The organism is Ponticoccus sp. (in: a-proteobacteria) (assembly GCF_048381735.1).
In genome coordinates this window covers 474,859-489,782 of sequence record NZ_JBLXGL010000003.1, presented here as the reverse complement: position 1 = coordinate 489,782, position 14,924 = coordinate 474,859, and the positions used below count along the sequence as shown (strand labels likewise).

Here is a 14,924-nt window from a genome sequence, read left to right as displayed (position 1 = left end):
GTCCCGCCCGCGCTATTCCGGCAGAGCAGGGAGGCGCGCGCTCTTGCTGCCCTGCGGGTTTCGCAGGGGGGAGGCGCGGCGGGCTGGTCGCGCTGCCGGGTCTCTGGGGCCGCGCCTAGCGCAGCGGCGTGAACAGCGCGTCGGTCATCGTGCAATCGCGGATCGTGTCGCGCCCGCAGGGCACCGGGATCAGGTCGCGCGACAGGCAGACCCGCGCCTCCTGGATCATGCCGTCGCGGCAGGTGATGGTCAGCATATCGGCCTTCAGCCCCGGGTTGGCCTTCAGAAAGGCCTCTTCCACCACCGCCGCGGGCAGTTTCACCGCCTTGTCGAGGCTGCGGAAGACCTCGGGCCGGGTGATCGAGCCATAGGCCTGCCGCGACAGGTCGTAATAGGCCCGCGCCGAAAGCCCCGAACAGGCGCCGTGTTTCTTCCACTGGTGCCACGCCAGCCCGCCCGAGCCCATGATGTCCGCCATCGCGCCGGTCATCTGCCGCGAGGGCGCGCGTTCCACCGTCGGGCAGTAAGAGGGCCAGCCGCGATGGTACTGCGGCCAGAGCCCGTGCAGCACCCAGCCCGCGTCGGTGTCGCATTGCTCGGCCTCGCGGGCGTCGCCTTCCAGCCTGCACCAGTTCGGCGACCACGACAGCGCCATGACGTAGTAATCGAACGCGCCCGCCTTCTCGCCATCGGCAAAGGCCTGCGCGGGCAGGGCGGTCAGCAGGGCGGCGGCAAGGGTCGCGAGGCGCATTTTCTCTTCCTTTTTGGGTTCGGCGTCACTATATAGCGGCCAAGTTTCCCGACAACGGCAACCCGTCCCGGAGATCATCCGGGGCCTCCCGCGGCCCTCACCGGCCCGGGGTACGCGGAAGATTTGCCGTTCGCCAGACCGAGAAGGAGAAGAGAAAGATGTCCAAGCTGCTGCATCCCAAGGCGACCGCCGTCTGGCTGGTGGACAACACGACGCTGTCGTTCAAGCAGATCGCCGATTTCACCGGTTTCCACGAGCTCGAGATCCAGGGCATCGCCGATGGCGACGTGGCCACCGGGGTGAAGGGCTTTGACCCGGTCGCCAACAACCAGCTTGTGCAGGAAGAGATCGACAAGGCGGAGAAGGATCCGCTGTATAAGATGAAGGTCAAGTTCAACCCCGCCGCCCGGGACGAGGACAAGCGCCGTGGCCCGCGCTACACCCCGCTGTCCAAGCGGCAGGACCGCCCGAACGCGATCCTCTGGCTGGTGAAGTTCCACCCCGAGCTGACCGACGGCCAGATCTCGAAGCTGGTCGGCACCACCAAGCCGACGATCCAGTCGATCCGCGAGCGCACGCACTGGAACATCCAGAACATGCAGCCCATCGACCCCGTCGCCCTTGGCCTGTGCAAGCAGACCGAACTGGATGCCGCCGTTGCCAAGGCCGCGAAGGCCGTCGCCAGCGTCATGACCGACGACGAGCGCCGCAAGCTGGTCTCGACCGAGCAGAGCCTCGACATGGACGGAAACGAACCGCGCCTGCCCACCGCCATCGAGGGGCTGGAGACCTTCTCGCTGTCCGATCCGCGCGAGGATGACGAGGACGAGGACAAGAAGAGCGACGCCGATTATTCGGATGCCGACAGCTTCTTCAACCTGCCGGACAGCAGCGACGACGACGACGAAGAGGACGACGATCCGCGCGGCTGATCAGGCCCGGACCGACCCCAGTATGGCGCCCCGGTGGAGAGATCCGCCGGGGCGTCTTGCGTTTCGCACCGGACCTGTCGGGCCCACGGCCCCGGACCATGCGGCGACGGTCCCTGCGCCGTTCCGGGGGGCGCCTGCGTGATCCGGCACGGGGGGCGGTGCCGCGCGTGGCAGGTTTGCCCGTCCCGGCGTCCGTTCGCACCCTTTCACGGCAGGGGCAGGGGCAGGGGCAGGGGCAGGGGCAGGGGCAGGGGCAGTCCTGCCGGGCGTCAGAACCGTTTGCGCGCGTTCAGCGCCGCCGTGATGGTGCCGTCGTCGAGGTAGTCGAGTTCGCCGCCGATGGGCACGCCCTGCGCCAGCGAGGACAGCGCCACGCGCCCCTCCAGCCGGTCGGCGATGTAATGCGCCGTGGTCTGCCCGTCGACGGTGGCGTTCAGGGCAAGGATGACCTCGGTCACGTTCTCCGCCTCCAGCCGGGTCAGCAGTTGCGGGATGCGCAGCTGGTCCGGCCCGACGCCGTCCAGCGCCGAGAGCGTCCCGCCCAGCACGTGGTAGCGCCCGGTAAAGACATTCGCCCGCTCCATCGCCCAAAGGTCCGAGACATCCTCGACCACGCAGATCAGCCCGTTGCCGCGCGCCTCGGACCGGCAGATCTCGCAGATGTCCTCGGTGCCGACATTGCCGCAGTTCAGGCATTCGCGGGCGCTGTCGGCCACCGCCATCATGGCCTCGGCAAGGGGGCGCAGCAGGGCGGCGCGCTTGCGGATCAGGTGCAGCACCGCGCGCCGCGCCGAGCGCGGACCAAGGCCGGGCAGCCGCGCCATCAGCGCGATCAGCGCGTCGATGGGATCGTTGGGGCGGCTCACGGGGTCTGGACCTCTCCGGGGACGGCGACCCGCTCGACCCGGTAGCCCCGGTCGCGCAACAGCGCCACCATGCCCGCCTCTCCCGGCAGGTGAAAGCTGCCCACGGCGACAAAGGCCCCGCCTGCGTCGAGGGCGGGTGCCGCCGCCTCGACAAAGTCATGGTTGCGCTCGTCCAGAAGCCAGCTGTCGAGCGCGTCGAGCTGTTCCAGCCCGGCCTCGCCGAAGAGGGTCTCTATCCGCGCGCGGTCCTGCATCATGGCAATGGCGGAACGGCCCTGAAGATACAGGGCAAAGCCGGTGGCGCGGCCCTTCCAGTCCTCGACCGGGGCCAGATAGCTGCCGTAGATCGTCAGCATCGCCGCACCCATCGACCGCCCGCCGGTGCCGTCCAGCTTCTGGCGGATGCGCTGCGCCGGTTCCAGCCCGAGGATCCGCGCGCCCTTGATGTGGCCCAGCGTCTGGATCAGCGTGTCCTGCGTCGGATAGGTGCCCGAGGCGAAATCCTCGCAGGGTGACCAGAGCAGCACCTCCATCAGCGCGCCGAGGGTCAGGTAGTCGGTCGCCTCGCGCCCCCAGCCGATGCCGTCCAGCCGGTCGCGGATCCAGCCGTCGACACGCGGATCGAGCGAAAGCGTGTTGTACGCCGAGGGCTGGCCGTCGGCGATGTAGCGGCCCTGGTGGGTGACATCGGCGTAATAGGCGGCACGGCTGGGATAGACCGGGTCGATCTCCAGCGCGACGGTCTTCGCGCGCGCGATCTCGGCCAGCACCATGTCGGGCAGGTCCAGAACCTCGCGCTGGGTGCTGTGGAAGGTGCCCCACAGATGCGAGACGGCGCCGCCCGGCGCGGTGATCCGCCAGAACCGGCCAAGGCCGTTGGGGATCTCCGCGGCCTGCCGTTCCAGCTCTGCCAGCGGCGCGTCCAGCGTATCCTCGTAGAGCGCGACCTGCGGCACGTCGCAGACGTCGCGCGTGGCCCAATCCTGCGCCAGCGCGGGCCCGGCTGCCAGCGCGGCAAGGCCGACGGCAAGGGCTTTCAGGGGGAAGCGGGCAAGGGACATGGCGCGGGTTTCCTGCTCAACGACCCGCTTGCGGGGCCTGTTGCCGCCACTCTAGGGCCTTTTCGCACGATGCTGTATCGCTTTTCACAGCGGGCGGCGCCGGACCCGCAGCGGGGCCGCCGGTGCCGCGTCCCCAAGGCCGGTGGCCCGGGCAGGGCGCGGCGACCCAAGGGCCGCCCGCACAAGGGTCAGAACGGCAGCTTCATGTCCGCGGGCAGGCCCATCGCTTCGGTCAGCTTGCGCATTTCCTGCTCGGACCGCTCCGAGGCCCGGCTCTGCGCGTCCTTGATGGCGGCCAGGATCAGGTCCTCGACCACCTCTTTCTCGTTCGGGTCGAAGATCGTCGGAGAGATGTCCAGCGCGGTCAGCTCACCCTTGGCGGTGGCCGTCGCCTTGACCAGTCCCGCGCCGCTTTCGCCGGTGACTGTGATCGTGTTCAGGCTTTCCTGAAGCTCGGCCATCTTGGCCTGCATCTGCTGCGCCTGTTTCATCATCTTGGCCATGTCGCCAAGGCCGCCGAGACCTTTGAGCATTGGTATTCTCCGCTAGGGCTGAAGTTGCGGGTTTATCGCAGGGCTGACGAGAGGGGGCAAGGGGCGGGCTGCCAGGGCCATTGCCCGCCCGGACCTCATGGCGAAATCTGCGCGGTTTCGATACGTTCGATCAGGGCGTCGAGGTCATGCGAGAGGCTGCCGGGATCGCAGGTCAGCGTGGCGACTTCGGTCGCGCCCTTCATCACGGTGATCCCGCCCGTCTCGCCCGAGGACCAGACGTCGTAACGATAGTCGCCGCCCGGCGCGTTGAAGGTGACGCTGGACCACGGCTCGCCACCCATGCCGTTCCAGGGGGTATAGTAAAGCGACGCCAGATCCTGCGTGATCGCCAGTTCCGGAGGCTGCCCGGGCCGGAAGAAGCCGTACTGTGCCTGATCGCCGTCCAGCCAGAAGGCATCGCAGACCTCTACCGCCTTGGCACCGCCATCGAAAGTGCAGGCAAACCGGACGGATTCGTCCAGCTCGCAGAACTGTTCGGCAAGAAGGGGCAGGGCGCTTGCAGCCAGCATGGCCGCAGCCAGAAGGGGGGGCTTTGTCATGGTCTTTCCGTGTCTCATCATCATTCCCGCGACGCCAGCCGTCCGCAGAAGGGTCACTCTTCCTCGAAGGGATCCCATTCGTCCTCGACCTCGGGCAGGGCGTCCAGTTCCGCCTCGACCTGCGCCTCTTCGGCGGTCTTGACCGACTTGATCCGCGCCTTGGGGAAGGCCATCAGCGCGGCCTGCACCAGCGGGTGCTGGCGGGCCTCTTCCTCGATTGCCAGCCGCGCGGCGTCGCGCCGCTCGAAGACCGTCTGCGCCTCGCAGCCGTTGACCACCGAGACGCCCCAGCGGTTGCCGGTCCAGCGTTGCAGGGCGGTGCCGAGACGCTGGGCAAGATCGGCGGGCGCGGTTTCGGTCGGGGTGAACTCGATCCGGCCGGGCTGGTAGGCGGCAAGGCGCAAGCCGCTTTCGACCTCGACCAGAAGCTGCACGTCGCGGTTGGCGCGGATCAGGTCCAGCACATGCTCGAAGGTCGGATAGCGCGCCAGCGCCTGATCGGCGGCCAGCGCCACCACGGTGTTGCCATAAGACGCGGAGGGACCGCGCGGGCCGGGATGCGTGGGCTGGGGCACGCCCTGCGCCTGCACCTCGCCGCCGTGGCCATGGGCCATGCCGCCGCCGCCGCTGCCGGGAGCGGGCGGGGGCGGGCTGTCCTGCAACCGGCGCAGCAATTCCTCGGGCGAGGGCAGTTCCGCCACATGGGTCAGCCGGATCACCGCCATCTCGGCGGCCATCATGGCCGAGGGCGCGTTCGCGACCTCTTCGATGGCCTTCAGCAGCATCTGCCAGGCCCGGCTGAGGGGCCGCATCCCGAGACCATCGGCAAAGGCCAGCCCGCGCGCGCGTTCGTCCGGCGAGATCGTCGGGTCCTCGGCGGCGTCCGGGGTGATCTTCACCACGCTCACCCAATGGGTCAACTCGGCAAGGTCGCGCAGCACCGCCAGCGGGTCGGCGCCGTCGGAATACTGCGCCGAGAGCTCGGTCAGGGCGCCCGCCGCATCGCCGCGCATGATGCGCTCGAACAGGTCCATGACCCGGCCCCGATCAGCGAGGCCCAGCATGGCGCGCACCTGGTCGGCGCCGGTTTCGCCTGCGCCGTGGGAAATCGCCTGATCCAGAAGCGAGGTCGCGTCGCGGGCCGAGCCTTCGGCGGCGCGGGTGATCAGCGCCAGCGCCTCGTCGGTGATCTCGGCCCCTTCGGCGCCCGCGATCTTGCGCAAGAGACCGATCATCACCTCGGGCTCGATCCGGCGCAGGTCGAAGCGCTGGCAGCGCGACAGGACCGTCACCGGCACCTTGCGGATTTCCGTCGTGGCGAAGATGAATTTGACGTGGGCGGGCGGCTCTTCCAGCGTCTTGAGCAGGCCGTTGAAGGCCTGCGTCGACAGCATGTGCACCTCGTCGATGATGTAGATCTTGTAGCGCGCCGAGGCGGCCCGGTAGTGCACGCTTTCGATGATCTCGCGGATGTCGCCGATGCCGGTGCGGCTGGCGGCGTCCATCTCCATCACGTCGACGTGGCGGCCCTCCATGATGGCCGTACAGTGCTCGCACTGGCCGCAGGGTTCGGTTGTCGGGCCGCCGTTGCCGTCCGGGCCGATGCAGTTCATGCCCTTGGCGATGATCCGGGCGGTCGTCGTCTTGCCGGTGCCCCGGATGCCGGTCATGATGAAGGCCTGCGCGATGCGGTCGGCCTTGAAGGCGTTGCGCAGGGTGCGCACCATGGCATCCTGCCCGACGAGGTCGGCGAAGGTTTCCGGGCGGTACTTGCGGGCAAGCACCTGATAGGCGGGCGAGTCGGTCATGGGCTGTCCTCGGTCGGGCAGGCGCAGGGTATCGGCTGCATGGCATCGGGTGCAAGCCGAAGGGCGTGACGGCCCCGCCGTTGCCGGGCAAGGCCGGGCGGGCCGGGAACCGCTCGCGGGAATGTGACGTTGGGGCATCATGCGCGGCATGGAGGGCAGGCGATGCGGTTGAGGAACATCCGGGGCAGCCGGAACGTCGAGGATCGGCGCGGACGCGGGGGCGGCGGCGCTGCCGTGGGAGGTCTGGGCATCGGCGGGGTGCTGCTGGTGCTGGCCATCGGCTATTTCACCGGCATCGACGTGACACCGCTGCTGAACGGCGGCGCGCCCCAGTCGCAAGGCGCCCCGCGCGAACTGACGGAGGCCGAGAAGCAGGCCGGAGAATTCAGCGCCCGCGTGCTGGCCACCACCGAAGAGGTCTGGTCGGACGTCTTCCCCGACAGTTTCGGCGGTCCCTACGATCCGCCCACGCTGGTGTTGTTCTCGGGTGTGACCTCCAGCCCCTGCGGCGGCGCCTCGGGCGCCACCGGGCCGTTCTACTGCCCGGCGGACGAAAAGGCCTATCTGGACACGGAATTCTTCGCCACCATGCGGTCGCAGCTTGGCGCCGGGGGCGATTTCGCCGCCGCCTACGTAATCGCCCACGAGGTCGCCCACCATGTCCAGAACGAGCTGGGCATCCTCGGCGAGGTCAACGCCCTGCGCCAGCGGGCGGGCCAGCGCGAGGCCAATGCGCTGACGGTGCGGCTGGAGTTGCAGGCCGATTGCCTGTCGGGCGTCTGGGCCAGCAAGGTGCAGGGCCTGATGGAAAAGGGCGACCTTGACGAGGCGCTGAACGCGGCCCGGCAGATCGGCGACGACACGCTGCAACGGCGCGCCGGGCGGGTGCCGCAGCCGCATACCTTCACCCATGGCACCTCGGAGCAGCGGCAGCGCTGGTTCGCGACGGGCTTCGACAGCGGCGATCCGCAGGCCTGCGATACCTTCGGGACCGATACCCTGTAGGCCACACGCCGCGCTTGTGTGAGAGGCGGCGCTGCGCAGCTTCGGCTTCGCCCCATCCCGGGCGCTCCGCGGTATCTTCCAAATCAAAGGAGGGCAGGGGCCTGTGGTCCTGTCGTGCCTCTGGCGGGTGTGCGGTTGCGTGGCACCGGCAGGCGCGCGCGGGGCTTGCGCTGCGGGCGCGATTCGTGGTCTTTGGCGGCAAGGGCCATCGCAGGGGGCCTCCTGATCCGCGGAAAGCGTGATGCACCTGCCCAAGGACGACCGACAGCATTCTTCGGTTCTCTCTTGCCCGACAGGCGGATCACGGGCGTTGACGGAGGAACCCTCATGCCCGACCTTTCCCTCGATTCCCTGCGCCGAGAGGCGAAGCTGTTGCAGCGCGCGTGGATCGCGCGCGACCCTCAGGCCGTGATACGGCTGAAAGAGCACCCGCCGCGCGGCAGGCAGGATCTTGTTCGCGCGGATTTTCTGCATGTGATCGCGCAGGAAAACGGCTTTGCCAGCTGGCCCCGGCTGAAACTGGCGGCCGAGACCATGGGCCTTGACCGGGCCACCGCGCTGCAACGGCTGAAGATCGCGCTTTTTCACGGCCGCAACGCGCTGGTGGAAGAGTTGCTGTTGCAGTGGCCGGATCTGGCGGACGGGATGTTCGGTCTGGAATGCGCGCTCTACCGGCGAGAGGCCGTTGCGGCGGCCCTTGCACGGAACCCGGCGCTTGCGGTGACAGAGGCGGGCGGACGGCGCCCCATCCTGCACCTTGCCTTCTCGCGCTGGTTTCAGGGGCGGCCCGGCGTGGCGGCGGAGATGCTGGCGGTGGCGGAACTGCTGCTGGCGCATGGCGCGGATGTGAACGACGGCTTTGCCATGACCCCGGGCGAGCCGCATCTTCTGTCGGCGCTCTACGGCGCCGTGGGGCACGCGGGCAACATGGTGCTGGCGCGCTGGCTGCTGGATCACGGCGCCGATCCGAACGACGGCGAGTCGCTGTATCACGCCACGGAACTGGGCCACCGCGAGGGACTGCGCATGCTGCTGGAGGCAGGCGCCGACCCGCGCGGGACCAATGCGCTGCTGCGGGCGATGGATTTCAACGATCACGAGGCGGTGGCGCTTCTGCTGGCCCATGGCGCGCAGGCCGATGACTTCAACGATGCGACGGTGGCGGGCGAGGCACCGGTGGTGGTGCCTGCGCTGCATCAGGCGGCGCGGCGGGGGTGCGACCGGCGCATGGCAGAGCTGGTGCTGACGGCGGGCGCCGATCCCGACCGGCGGCACGCGGGCGTCACAGCCTATGCGCTTGCGCGGGTCTTCGGCTCGACGGCGGTGGCAGAGGCGATCGCGGATGCGGGCGGCAGCACCGAGCTGACCCGCGAAGAGGCGCTGATGGCCCGGGCGGCAGAGGGGCAGGACTCTCCGGGCGCCTATATCGACCCGGCGCGGCTGGCCCCGGCCTACGCCGACCTGATGCGCGAGCTGGTGCATCTGCCGGGGCGGCTGGCGCAGATGAAGCGGCTTGTCGACCTTGGCGTTCCCTTCGACAGGCCCGATCCGCATGAGCAGGTCACGCCGACCCATGTGGCGGGCTGGGCCGGGAAGGCCGAGGTCCTGAAGTGGCTGCTGACCCTGCGGCCCGACCTGAGCCATGTGAACGGCCATGGCGGCACCCTGCTGGGGACCATCCTGCACGGGGCCGCGAACAATCCCGACCGGGCGGCGGGGGATTACCTCGGGTGCCTCGAACTGGCCCTGCGGCAGGGCGTGGCGCTGCCCCGGCGCGAGATCCCGCTGGCCCCCGAGCCCCTGCGCGACTTCCTTGAAGACTGGGCCGAGGCGCGGCCCGGGCAGGTGGTCTGAGGCGCGGGCGTCGCCCGGCTGCCTGGCGTCCTGCGCTCTCTGGGCGCTGCCGCGCAAGTGTGTATCATCGGGCGATTCGTGTTGGATGGCCGGAAGGGACTGCATGGCGGAAGCGGAACAGAGGGGCGCGGCGGTGCTGCATGTGCTGCCGGTGGGCGGCGGGATCGTGGCCCTGTCGCCGCTGCCGGGCGCCGCGGGGGATTTCCGGGGCAATCTGGAGCATGTCACCAGCCTGCGGCCCGCTTTCGTGGTCTGTCTCGCCACCCAGGCCGAGATGGAAGAGGTCGGCGCGCGCAGCCTGCCGCAGGCGGTGCAGGACAAGGGCACGCGCTGGCTGCATGTGCCCGTGATGGCCGCAGAGGCGCCTTCCGCCGAGACCCTGTCCGCCTGGACCGAGGCCAGCGCGGCCCTGCGGCGCGCGCTGGCGGGAGGCGGGCGCGTGGTTGTCTACAGCCGTGCGGGCGCCGGGCGCGCCGGGATGCTGGTCTTGCGGCTGATGATCGAGGCCGGAGAGGCGCCGGACGAGGCCGAGACACGGCTTGTGGCGGTGCATCCGGGGGCGGTGGTTCCGGGCCCGCAGCGGGACTGGGCGCTGGCGGCCCCGCGCGAGGCGGTGGAGTTCCGCAGGCACCCGGACGAGGCGCGGCGCGCCGGGCCGGGCAGCGGCAAAAAGCCGTGAGTGAGGGGGCGATTCACAGCGCGGCCCGCTGACGAGCGCGTTGCGATGTATAGGAGAGGGCTGACCGCTTTAGGCAGCTTTCCTGCGGAAAGCGCCTGTCGCTTTGCGACTTGTGCAAGGCACAAATCGCTGGGTGAGAGATTGCAACGACCCAAGCGGGGCTCGTTACGGCTGCTTCCTTCCGGACCTGACCGGGTTGGCGAGGCGCTTGCCCGCACAACCTCTCAAGAGGGCATGTAGGACAGACGAGCGGCTTTTGCAATGGGGGCAGGTGCGCTAAGGGCTGCGGATGGACACGCGTTTCGAGATATTCCTGAGCGCCCCCCCGGGGCTGGAGCCGGTGCTGCTGGATGAGGTGGCCGAGGCGGGCTTTGCCGAGCCGCAGGCGGTGCCCGGCGGTGTGACCGTCATGGGCGGCTGGCCCGAGGTGCGGCGCGCCAACCTGGTGCTGCGCGGCGCCGGGCGGGTGCTGGCGCGGGTCGGTGAATTCCGCGCCTTCCACCTTGCGCAGCTGGACAAGCGGGCGCGCAAGTTCCCCTGGGCCGGGGTGCTGCGCCCGGATGTGCCGGTCCGGGTCGACGTGACCTGCCGGAACTCCAGGATCTACCACGATCGCGCGGCCCGGCAGCGGGTCGAACGGGCGATCACCGAGACGCTGGGCTCCCCCATCGAGGCAGAGGCGCCGCTGCGCGTCATGGTGCGGATCGAGGACGACCTCGTGACCATCTCGGTCGATACCTCGGGTGAGCCGCTGCACCGGCGCGGCTTCAAGGAGGCGGTCGGCAAGGCGCCCATGCGCGAGACCCTTGCCGCGCTGTTCCTGCGCCAGTGCGGCTACAGCGGGACAGAGCCGGTGGTGGACCCGATGTGCGGCTCGGGCACCTTCGTGATCGAGGCGGCAGAGATGGCCGCGGGGCTGGCGCCGGGGCGCGGGCGGGGCTTTGCCTTCGAGACGCTGGCAGGCTTCGATGCCGCAGAATGGGCGGCGGAGAAGGCCGGGTTGCCGCGGCGGGAGACGACGCTTGTCTTTCGCGGATCGGACCGCGACGACGGGGCGATCCGGGCGAGCCTTGCCAATGCCAAGCGGGCCGGAGTGGCCGGGATCTGCGCCTTCGACCGCCACGCCGTCAGCGACCTGAAGCGGCCCGACGGGCCGCCGGGACTGGTGATCGTGAACCCGCCCTACGGCGCGCGGATCGGCGACCGCAAGCTGCTCTTCGCGCTCTACGGCGCGCTTGGCGCGCGGCTGCGCGAGGATTTCGCGGGCTGGCGGCTGGGCATGGTCACCAGCGACGGCGGGCTGGCCAAGGCCACCGGGCTGGCGCTGGAGGCCGGGCCGCCGGTGGCCTTCGGCGGGCTGGCGGTGAAGCTCTACCAGGCGCGTATCTAGCCTGTCGGCGTGGCGGCTCTGTTTGCGCTTCGCGCAAAGGCGCCCGCCCGCCGACCCCGAGCCGGTGCAATGCCGGTCCGGGCCCTGCGCTGCGCGGCCGCGTCGGAATGGATATTTGTAGACAGAAGAAACAGGCACGCGCTCCTTGTTTCTTCTGTCCGGAAATATCCCGGGGAGCGCGAGGGGCTGGCCCCTCGATCCCGTCCGTGAAACCAGGTCCGGCGGTGAGGCCGGGGCGCCATGCGCCGCCGCTCCCCCCCCCGGACCGTCAGAGCGTCATGCGGAAGAGCGCGAAGCCGTTCTCCCCCTCGCCGGCGTCCTCGATCCGGACCGCCTTCACATCGGCCGCATGGTTGCGCGCGCTGGGGCCGGTCTCGAAGAGCACCGTGGTGTCCTTGTCCATCGGGGCGAAGGACCAGTTGGCATCCGCCGCGGGGTTGATCGTGCCCTGATCGACAATGAAGCGCACGATGACGTCGCGGTTGGTGTCGGGGGCCTCGAAGATGATCGTGTCGCCTCCCGCGCCGGGGAAGCTGCCGCCGCCCGAGGCGCGGTAGTTGTTGGTGGCGATGACGAACTCCTGCCCCGGATCGATCGGCGCGCCTTCGAATTGCAGGTTGACGATGCGATTGGCCCCGGGGTTCATCTCTTCGCCCTTGGGCCCGTATTTCGACGGCTGCGAGAGGTCGATCTGGTAGGTCACCCCGTCGATCACGTCGAAGTTGTAGGAGGGGAAGTCCGGGTTCAGCAGGGGCGCGTCAGAGGCGCCGGGATCGACCTGGTTGAACATGCCCGCCGAGCGTTCCAGCCAGTCCTTGACCTGCGCGCCCGTCACCTTCACCGCGCGCACCGTGTTGGGATACAGGTACAGGTCGGCGACGTTCTTGATCGCCACCGGGCCGGGCGCCACGTCGGTGTAGTAATCCGGCCCGCCGCGACCGCCGGCCTTGAAGGGGGCGGCGGCGGACAGCACCGGCAGGCCCGCGTATTCGGTCCCGGCCAGCATCTCTTCGATGTACCACTTCTGCGCCTGCGACACGATCTGCACCGAGGGGTCGTCGGCCACCAGCGCGAAGTAGCTGTGCAGCGGGGCCGCGGTCTCGCCGACGGCGCGGCGCACGTAGTCCAGCGTCTGCTGGTGGATGTCCTCGACCGAGGCCAGCACCTCTGCGTCGTCCTCGACCAATGCGGTGATGGAGCGGTCTTCGCCGCGCTCGTAGATCGGGCGCGCCTCGCTGGTGGCGCTGACCACGCGCCAGGTATTGCCGTCGCGTTCCAGCAGCAGGTCGATCAGCCCCATGTGCGACCCCCAGAAGCCGCCCATCACGGCGGGCTTGCCCTGCAGCGTGCCCGCCGCCAGGTCGACGCCCGCGACATCCGCGTAGGCGGGCGAGGGGAAGACGAGGTGGCTGTGCCCGGTGGCCAGCGCATCGATGCCCTCGACCCCGGCCAGCGCGGTCGAGGCGTTCTCCATCCCGTCGCTGGCCTCGGCGGCGCCGATGCCGGAATGCGACAGCGCGATGATGATCTCGGCGCCCTCTTCGCGCATCTGCGGCACATAGGCCTTGGCCGTTGCGACGATGTCGCGCGCGGTCACGTTGCCCTCGAGGTGCTTGCGGTCCCAGTTCATCACCTGCGGCGGGGTGAAGCCGATCACGCCGATGCGGATGGGGTGGGTCTCTCCGGCGCCGTCGGTCAGCTGGCGGTCGAGGATCACGTAGGGCTTGAACAGCGTCTCGTCCTTCGTCGGGTCGGCGCCCTCGGACTTGGCCACGTTTGCCAGCACCAGCGGGAAGTCCGCGCCCGCCGCCGCCTTCATCAGGAAGTCGAGGCCGTAGTTGAACTCGTGGTTGCCGATGGTGGCCACGTCGAAGCCCACGGTGTTCATCGCGGTGATGACCGGGTGCATGTCCCCCTCTTTCATGCCGCGCTCGTAGGCGATGTAATCGCCCATCGGATTGCCCTGCAGGAAGTCGCCGTTGTCGACGGTCAGCGTGTTGGTCGCCTCGGCGCGGATCCCGTCGATGATCGAGGCGGTGCGCGACAGGCCCACGGTGTCGACGGGTTTGTCGGCGTAGTAGTCATAGGGGTAGACATGCACGTGCAGGTCCGTCGTTTCGAGGATGCGCAGATGCGCCTGATTGGCGGCGGCGCGGGCCGAATAGGGGTGCAGCGCGATCAGGGCCGCCCCGGCGGCGGTGGTGGTCAGGAACTGGCGGCGCGAAAGGCCTTGGCGTGTCTTCTGTGGCATGGGGTTCCCCTGTCGGTTCGAGTGCTTGGCGCAGCATGGACTTGTTCGGCGACGGTAGCATGACAGCGACACGACTCGGCCCCTGCGCCGGGACAGCATAGCACCGGAGCGGGTCCCGCAACCCACGAGTTGATTGCATCGCCCCGGCGGGCGGGGCATTGCTGAGGCTCCGGGCAGGGGAGGGGCCATGAAACATGCGGAAGAGGTGACGTTCGGCGGGTCTGCGCTGGACCGCGCGGCAGAGATCCGGGGCGATATCCCGGCGCTGGCCGCCGCCCTGCAGGACCCCCGGGCGCGGGTGATCGTGCTGTGGCGGGGCAAGCCGCTGATCGCGGGCGAGGACCCGCTGGCCCTGCTGCGCCTGCCGCTGACCCATCCGATCCTGTCCGAGGCCCGCGCCGCGCCGATCCTGCTGGGCCGCGAGGACGGTGCGGCGGTCTTTGCCCATGACCTCTCTGCATGGGCGCCCGAGACCGGCGAGATGCCGGAGGCAGGCTTCAGCGACGCGACAGAGCAGGTCCACCCCGGCTGCCCGGAGGGCCGCTTTGCCGAGCTGCGGCGCGTGATGACGCGGCTCTCCGCCCGCGATGCGGAACTGGCGGCGACCGCCAAGGCGATGCAATCGTGGCACGCCAGCCACGGGTTCTGCGCGCGCTGCGGCGCCGCCTCCGAGATCCATCAGGCGGGCTGGCAGCGCATCTGCCCGGCCTGCGGGGCGCATCACTTCCCGCGCACGGACCCGGTTGTGATCATGCTGATCACGCGGGGCAACCGCGCGCTTCTGGGCCGCTCTCCGGGCTGGCCCGAGGGCATGTATTCCTGCCTCGCGGGCTTCGTCGAGCCGGGCGAGACCATGGAGGCCGCCGTGCGCCGCGAGGTCATGGAAGAGGCGGGCGTGCCGGTTGGCCCGGTGCGCTACCTGGCCAGCCAGCCCTGGGCCTTCCCCTCTTCGCTGATGATGGGCTGCCATGGCGAGGCGCTGGCAGAGACCGTCACCGTCGACCCGATGGAGCTGGAGGACGCGCGCTGGTTCACCCGCGAAGAGGTGGCCGAGGCCTACGCGGGCCTGAACCCGGCGCTGATGCCCGCCCGCCGGGGGGCCATCGCGCAGTTCATGCTGCGCAACTGGCTGGCGGACCGGCTGGACTGACGGCGCGCGGCCCGCGACGGTGTCGCGGGCGCATCATTGCCGCTCTGCGCGACCGGCGGCGCTAGGATCGGCAGGGGCTTTCCT

General features: G+C 69.7%; 13 protein-coding genes and 1 other RNA gene. 6 read left to right on the top strand and 8 right to left on the bottom strand.

The window, feature by feature from the left end; genetic code table 11:
- Window positions 1-115: 115 nt before the first annotated feature.
- A complete protein-coding gene (locus ACN5KJ_RS09440) occupies window positions 116-751 on the bottom strand; it encodes a ribonuclease T2 family protein (RefSeq protein WP_418593533.1) in 636 nt (211 codons plus the stop codon).
- 158 nt (window positions 752-909) lie between these two features.
- Between ACN5KJ_RS09440 and ACN5KJ_RS09435 the strand changes: the two genes are divergently transcribed.
- Complete coding sequence (locus ACN5KJ_RS09435; RefSeq protein ID WP_347165912.1) at window positions 910-1,683, top strand: DUF1013 domain-containing protein; 774 nt, start codon at window positions 910-912, stop codon at window positions 1,681-1,683.
- 269 nt (window positions 1,684-1,952) lie between these two features.
- Here ACN5KJ_RS09435 and recR read toward each other — a convergent pair whose 3' ends face one another.
- The 5 genes from recR to ACN5KJ_RS09410 form a co-directional block, all read right to left on the bottom strand.
- Window positions 1,953-2,549, bottom strand: a complete 597-nt coding sequence (gene recR, locus ACN5KJ_RS09430; RefSeq protein ID WP_347165911.1) for a recombination mediator RecR — start codon at window positions 2,547-2,549, stop codon at window positions 1,953-1,955.
- Window positions 2,546-3,610, bottom strand: a complete 1,065-nt coding sequence (locus ACN5KJ_RS09425; RefSeq protein ID WP_418593530.1) for a TraB/GumN family protein — start codon at window positions 3,608-3,610, stop codon at window positions 2,546-2,548. The genes recR and ACN5KJ_RS09425 overlap by 4 nt, the downstream gene beginning before the upstream one ends.
- A 188-nt stretch (window positions 3,611-3,798) precedes the next feature.
- The gene (locus ACN5KJ_RS09420; protein ID WP_418593528.1) at window positions 3,799-4,143 is read right to left on the bottom strand and encodes a YbaB/EbfC family nucleoid-associated protein; all 345 of its coding nucleotides are present in this window, start codon (window positions 4,141-4,143) and stop codon (window positions 3,799-3,801) included.
- Between the two features lie 95 nt (window positions 4,144-4,238).
- Window positions 4,239-4,703 (bottom strand): hypothetical protein, encoded by a 465-nt coding sequence (locus ACN5KJ_RS09415; RefSeq protein ID WP_418593526.1) that lies wholly within the window; start codon window positions 4,701-4,703, stop codon window positions 4,239-4,241.
- 53 nt (window positions 4,704-4,756) lie between these two features.
- Window positions 4,757-6,511, bottom strand: a complete 1,755-nt coding sequence (locus tag ACN5KJ_RS09410; RefSeq protein ID WP_418593524.1) for a DNA polymerase III subunit gamma/tau — start codon at window positions 6,509-6,511, stop codon at window positions 4,757-4,759.
- Between the two features lie 162 nt (window positions 6,512-6,673).
- On the opposite strand from ACN5KJ_RS09410, the gene ACN5KJ_RS09405 reads away from it, so the two are divergent.
- The 3 genes from ACN5KJ_RS09405 to ACN5KJ_RS09395 all read left to right on the top strand — a co-directional run bounded on the left by ACN5KJ_RS09405 (window position 6,674) and on the right by ACN5KJ_RS09395 (window position 10,049).
- Window positions 6,674-7,516, top strand: a complete 843-nt coding sequence (locus ACN5KJ_RS09405) for a neutral zinc metallopeptidase (protein WP_347165906.1) — start codon at window positions 6,674-6,676, stop codon at window positions 7,514-7,516.
- 327 nt (window positions 7,517-7,843) lie between these two features.
- Complete coding sequence (locus tag ACN5KJ_RS09400; protein ID WP_418593522.1) at window positions 7,844-9,370, top strand: ankyrin repeat domain-containing protein; 1,527 nt, start codon at window positions 7,844-7,846, stop codon at window positions 9,368-9,370.
- A gap of 103 nt (window positions 9,371-9,473) precedes the next feature.
- Entirely contained in the window at window positions 9,474-10,049 is a 576-nt protein-coding gene (locus ACN5KJ_RS09395; protein ID WP_418593521.1) for a protein phosphatase, read from the top strand.
- A gap of 129 nt (window positions 10,050-10,178) precedes the next feature.
- On the opposite strand, the gene ffs is transcribed toward ACN5KJ_RS09395, so the two are convergent.
- An RNA gene (ffs, locus tag ACN5KJ_RS09390) (signal recognition particle sRNA small type) lies at window positions 10,179-10,278 on the bottom strand.
- 60 nt (window positions 10,279-10,338) lie between these two features.
- Between ffs and ACN5KJ_RS09385 the strand changes: the two genes are divergently transcribed.
- Window positions 10,339-11,439 (top strand): THUMP domain-containing class I SAM-dependent RNA methyltransferase, encoded by a 1,101-nt coding sequence (locus ACN5KJ_RS09385; RefSeq protein WP_418593519.1) that lies wholly within the window; start codon window positions 10,339-10,341, stop codon window positions 11,437-11,439.
- A 268-nt stretch (window positions 11,440-11,707) separates the two neighbouring features.
- Here the strand turns inward: ACN5KJ_RS09385 and ACN5KJ_RS09380 are convergent, their stop codons facing one another.
- On the bottom strand, window positions 11,708-13,690 hold the full coding sequence (locus tag ACN5KJ_RS09380; protein WP_418593517.1) for a bifunctional 2',3'-cyclic-nucleotide 2'-phosphodiesterase/3'-nucleotidase: 1,983 nt from the start codon (window positions 13,688-13,690) through the stop codon (window positions 11,708-11,710).
- 187 nt (window positions 13,691-13,877) lie between these two features.
- Here ACN5KJ_RS09380 and nudC point away from each other — a divergent pair, with 187 nt between their 5' ends.
- Entirely contained in the window at window positions 13,878-14,840 is a 963-nt protein-coding gene (gene nudC / locus ACN5KJ_RS09375) for an NAD(+) diphosphatase (RefSeq protein WP_347165901.1), read from the top strand.
- Window positions 14,841-14,924: the final 84 nt, after the last annotated feature.

Coding starts and splice junctions, on each gene's coding strand:
- ACN5KJ_RS09440 (WP_418593533.1), bottom strand. CDS start 751: ATGCGCCTCGCGACCCTTGCCGCCGCCCTGCTGACCGCCCTGCCCGCG.
- ACN5KJ_RS09435 (WP_347165912.1), top strand. CDS start 910: ATGTCCAAGCTGCTGCATCCCAAGGCGACCGCCGTCTGGCTGGTGGAC.
- ACN5KJ_RS09425 (WP_418593530.1), bottom strand. CDS start 3,610: ATGTCCCTTGCCCGCTTCCCCCTGAAAGCCCTTGCCGTCGGCCTTGCC.
- ACN5KJ_RS09420 (WP_418593528.1), bottom strand. CDS start 4,143: ATGCTCAAAGGTCTCGGCGGCCTTGGCGACATGGCCAAGATGATGAAA.
- ACN5KJ_RS09415 (WP_418593526.1), bottom strand. CDS start 4,703: ATGACAAAGCCCCCCCTTCTGGCTGCGGCCATGCTGGCTGCAAGCGCC.
- ACN5KJ_RS09410 (WP_418593524.1), bottom strand. CDS start 6,511: ATGACCGACTCGCCCGCCTATCAGGTGCTTGCCCGCAAGTACCGCCCG.
- ACN5KJ_RS09405 (WP_347165906.1), top strand. CDS start 6,674: ATGCGGTTGAGGAACATCCGGGGCAGCCGGAACGTCGAGGATCGGCGC.
- ACN5KJ_RS09400 (WP_418593522.1), top strand. CDS start 7,844: ATGCCCGACCTTTCCCTCGATTCCCTGCGCCGAGAGGCGAAGCTGTTG.
- ACN5KJ_RS09395 (WP_418593521.1), top strand. CDS start 9,474: ATGGCGGAAGCGGAACAGAGGGGCGCGGCGGTGCTGCATGTGCTGCCG.
- ACN5KJ_RS09385 (WP_418593519.1), top strand. CDS start 10,339: ATGGACACGCGTTTCGAGATATTCCTGAGCGCCCCCCCGGGGCTGGAG.
- ACN5KJ_RS09380 (WP_418593517.1), bottom strand. CDS start 13,690: ATGCCACAGAAGACACGCCAAGGCCTTTCGCGCCGCCAGTTCCTGACC.
- nudC (WP_347165901.1), top strand. CDS start 13,878: ATGAAACATGCGGAAGAGGTGACGTTCGGCGGGTCTGCGCTGGACCGC.